General features: G+C 73.4%; 4 protein-coding genes and 1 pseudogene. 3 read left to right on the top strand and 2 right to left on the bottom strand.

All coding sequences use genetic code 11. From position 1 onward, the window contains the following. A pseudogene (locus GTW43_RS18735) lies at nt 1-945 on the top strand (glycogen debranching enzyme); the annotation flags it as partial. A 2-nt stretch (nt 946-947) separates the two neighbouring features. Here the strand turns inward: GTW43_RS18735 and GTW43_RS18730 are convergent. Then, on the bottom strand, nt 948-1,748 hold the full coding sequence (locus GTW43_RS18730; RefSeq protein WP_161303177.1) for a VOC family protein: 801 nt from the start codon (nt 1,746-1,748) through the stop codon (nt 948-950). A 201-nt stretch (nt 1,749-1,949) separates the two neighbouring features. Between GTW43_RS18730 and GTW43_RS18725 the strand changes: the two genes are divergently transcribed. Both GTW43_RS18725 and GTW43_RS18720 read left to right on the top strand, forming a co-directional pair. Next, entirely contained in the window at nt 1,950-2,771 is an 822-nt protein-coding gene (locus GTW43_RS18725; protein ID WP_161303176.1) for a SigB/SigF/SigG family RNA polymerase sigma factor, read from the top strand. A 124-nt stretch (nt 2,772-2,895) separates the two neighbouring features. After that, a complete protein-coding gene (locus tag GTW43_RS18720) occupies nt 2,896-3,696 on the top strand; it encodes a SigB/SigF/SigG family RNA polymerase sigma factor (RefSeq protein WP_161303175.1) in 801 nt (266 codons plus the stop codon). 27 nt (nt 3,697-3,723) lie between these two features. Here the strand turns inward: GTW43_RS18720 and GTW43_RS18715 are convergent, their stop codons facing one another. Then, a complete protein-coding gene (locus tag GTW43_RS18715; protein ID WP_161303174.1) occupies nt 3,724-4,101 on the bottom strand; it encodes a hypothetical protein in 378 nt (125 codons plus the stop codon). Nucleotides 4,102-4,242 lie beyond the last annotated feature (141 nt).

Genomic DNA, 4,242 nt, shown 5'->3' with positions numbered 1-4,242 from the left:
TGGTCCGAGTGGAACGGCAAGTACCGCGACACCGTGCGGGACTTCTGGCGCGGAGCGGACCGCACGGTCGCGGAGTTCGCCTCCCGGCTGACCGGCTCGTCCGACCTCTACCAGCACGAGCGCCGGCGCCCCCGCGCCAGCGTCAACTTCGTCACCGCGCACGACGGGTTCACCCTGCGCGACCTCGTCTCGTACGACACCAAGCGCAACGAGGCCAACGGCGAGGCCGGTCTGGACGGCGAGAACGACAACCGCTCCTGGAACTGCGGCGCCGAAGGGCCGACGCAGGACGAGAGCGTCCTCGAGCTCCGGGCCCGCCAGCAGCGCAACTTCCTGGCCACACTCATGCTCTCGCAGGGCATCCCCATGCTCGCCCACGGCGACGAGCTCGGCCGCACCCAGCAGGGCAACAACAACGCCTACTGCCAGGACAGCCGGCTCACCTGGATCGACTGGGAACTGACCGAGGAACAGCGCCAGTTGACCGAATTCACCCGGCGGGTGATCCGGCTGCGCGCCGCCCACCCCGTGCTGCGAAGACGTCGCTTCTTCCGCGGAGGGACCGCCGACGGCGCCCGCCACGACGAGCTGCCCGACCTGGTGTGGCTGCGGCCGGACGCGCGCGCCATGACGGACGAGGACTGGCGGCGCCCCGACGCGCACGCCCTCGGCGTCTTCCTCAACGGCGACGCGATCGCCGAACCCGACGCCCACGGGCGGCCCGTCGTCGACGACTCGTTCCTGCTGTTCCTCAACAGCTACCGGGAGGCGGTGCCCTTCGCCGTCCCGGGCGCGGGCTACGGCGAGCGCTGGACGAGCCGGATCGACACGACGGACCCGGTCGGCGTCGCCGACGAGACGGAGCACAAGGCCGGCAGCCGGCTCCTGCTGGCCCCGCACAGCCTGCTGCTGCTCTCCCGGCCCGCCCGCACCCCCGCCCTCTGAGGTCAGGCCGCCGGGCGGCTGCTCACCAGGAACCGGGCACCGTCCGGATCGCTCAGGGTCGCCTCGGCACCGTCCGCGCCGAGAGCCACGACCCGGCCCCCGGCGGCCATGGCGGCCCGCGTGCACTCCCGCACGTCGTCGACGGTGAACCGGATCCGCCAGCGCGGCCGCATCGCCGGATCGCGCGCGGACTCCACGGCGCCGGAGTGGATCCTGGCCACGGCCTCGCCGCCGCTGCGCAGGACGACGCTCTCGTCCTCGTAGTGGACCTCGCAGCAGCTCCCCGACTCCGACGACCAGCCGAGCACCTCCGCGTAGAACATGACCGCGTCGAAGGCGTCCCGGGTGTGCAGCTCCATGAACGCGGGCGCGGCGCGCCGCCACGCCGTCCAGTCGCCCATCAGCTCGCCCTCCCAGACGCCGAAGACGGCCCCGTCGCGGTCGGCGAGCACCGCCGCCCGGCCGGGCGGGAAGGAGAGCGGGCCCATCGCCGTCGTCCCGCCGCGCTCGTGACTGCGGGCGACCGTCCCGTCCGCGTCCGCGGTGGCGAAGTAGGGCGTCCAGGCGAACGCGGTGTCGCCCATGGCCCGTACCGCCGCCACGCCCGCCACCGGCACCCCGCCGACCTGCGCGAAGCCGTATCGCTCGCCCAGTCTCCCGGTGCGCCACTCCCACCCGAGGACCGCCGTGTAGAACGACCGGACCGCGACCGGGTCGCGTGTGGTCAGGCTCGCCCAGCACGGTGCGCCGGACACCGCGCGGCTCGACAGGGGTGTGTCCGTGGCAGGGCTGTCGCTGTTCATCGTCGTACCGCTTCCGAGGTCGAGAGGGATCGCGTGCCCGCCCCGATTCCATCCTCGTCCCCCTTGCCGGACTTCGCCGGTCGTCGCGTCGGGGCGCGCTCACACCGGGCGGGACGGAACGGGTGGACAATGGGAGGAAACCACCACAAAGGTGGCACCGAGCGAAGGCATCTTCAACACCTCGTTGAGGAGTGGTCCGGCATGCTCACCGGCAACGCCCACAGCATCGGCCGCGCAGCACCTCCGGCGCGTGCGCGGCACCAGCACGACGCCCCCGACACGGCCGCGCTCTTCGCCAGGATGGTGCGGCTCGACCCGGGCACCGAGCGTGACCGGCTGTGCGCACAGATCGTGACCGCGTGGCTGCCCATGGCCCACCGCATCGCCCGCCGCTTCCGCGACAAGGGCGAGAGCACGGAGGACCTGGAGCAGATCGCCGCGCTCGGCCTGCTCAAGGCCGTCCGCCGCTACGATCCGCGGCTCGGCGCGTTCGAGTCGTACGCCGTGCCCACGATCACCGGCGAGCTGCGCCGGCACTTCCGCGACCACCTGTGGGACCTGCACGTCCCGCGCCGCGTCCAGGAACTGCGCACCACCGTGCGCACCGCACGCCGCGCCCTGATGGAGCGGCCGGGCGGCGGCGAGCCGGGCGTGGCCGAACTCGCCGCGCACACCGGCCTGACCGAGGCGGAGGTGCGCGACGGCCTCTCCGCCCTCGACAGCTACCGGGCCCGTTCCCTCGACGCGGAGCTGGCCCACGCCGACCGGGACGGCGGCACGATCGCCGACACGCTCGGCGTCCCCGACCCGTCCTTCGACCTCGTCACCGACCTCGAAGCGGTCCGGGCCGGCCTGCGCCACCTCCCCGAACGCGAGCGCGTCATCCTCTACCTGCGCTTCTTCGAGGGCATGACGCAGGTACGGATCGCCGGTCTGCTCGGCCTCTCCCAGATGCACGTGTCCCGCCTCATCAAGGACAGCTGCGCCCGCGTGCGCAGCGAGGCGGCCGACCCCGCCGCGTGAGAGTCCGTTTCGTCCCGCCCGGGAGCGGGCAGGCGAGACGGCGTGCCCGCCCCGGACGCATCCGGCCGGGCCGCGCGCACCCCGCGCGGCACCGCACCGCAAGCGCGGAGGAGGAGGATTCCTCATGACCACCCACCGTGTGCACGACGACACCCCCGACACCGAGCTGACCTTCGTCCGCCTGGCACGGAGCACGGCGGGACGCGAGCACGACGCGCTCAGCGAGGAACTCGTCACCGCCTGGCTGCCGATGGCCCACCGTCTCGCCGGACGGTTCCGGAACAAGGGCGAGAGCATGGCCGACCTCGAGCAGGTGGCCGCGGTCGGGCTCGTCAAGGCCGTCGACCGCTACGACCCCGGCCAGGGAGCCTTCGAGCCCTTCGCCGTGCCGACGATCACCGGCGAACTGCGCCGCCACTTCCGGGACCACACCTGGGGGCAGCGGGTGCCGCGCCGGGTCCAGGACCTGCGCAACCGGGTCCGCTTCGCGCGCCGCGACCTCATGGAGCGCGCCGACCACCCCGAGCGCGAGCCCAGCACCGGCGACATCGCCCGGGAGACCGGGATGACCCGCGAGGAGGTCCGCGAAGGGGCGGAGGCGCTGCACAGCTACCGCGGACTGTCCCTGGAGGCCGAGACCGCGCACGGCGACGACAGCTCCGAGGGCGTCAGCCTCGCCGACCGGCTCGGCACCCCGGACCCCGGATACGAGCGCGTCACCGACCGGGAAGCCGCCAAGGAAGGCATCCGGCAGCTGCCGGAACGCGAACGCACCATCCTCTACCTGCGCTTCTTCGAGGACATGACGCAGGCGAGCATCGCCGACGAACTGGGCATCTCGCAGATGCACGTCTCCCGGCTCATCAGCCGCAGTTGCGCACGGATCCGCGAGGAGGCCGGTGCGCCGCAGTGCGCGCGGTGGTGAGCCGGACGGCCCGTCGCGCGCGCAGGCTCACACGGCGGTGAGCCGGAACAGGCAGTCGCACTCCTGGTCGCCGGAGACCGATCCCTCGTCCTCCACGGTGAAGGCGCGGGCCAGGGTCGTGCGCAGCATCGCCACATGGTGCGGCGATCCCTGCGCGGTCACCTCGACCGCGCCGTCCAGCGGGCCGGTGAAGGAGCCGGAGCGGGCCCCGGGAGCGCCCGTCGGACCGGAATCGGCGTCGATCTCGGAGGTCCACACCGTGGGGCGCCGGACGCTCCGGGCCGGTGCGGCGTGCACGGGGGCCCGGTCGGCGTCCGCCACCCCGAGCTGCGTCAGCACACACCGGGCGTCGTGCTCGGTGCAGTCGCTCAGGGTGACGGTGACCAGGCGGTCGTTGAGGTTCATGACAGGTCTTCCGACGTCACGGGAACAGGGCGATGCCGAAAAGGATCACCAGGACCACGGCGGTGATGAACCCGGCCGTGGCGAGGAGGCCGCGGTGCTTGACGGGCCGGGTCGGCCCGCCGCCGCGCGGCCGGTCCTCCG

The organism is Streptomyces sp. SID5785 (assembly GCF_009870065.1).
GTDB lineage: Bacteria > Actinomycetota > Actinomycetes > Streptomycetales > Streptomycetaceae > Streptomyces.
This window is presented reverse-complemented; position numbering and strand designations above follow the sequence as displayed.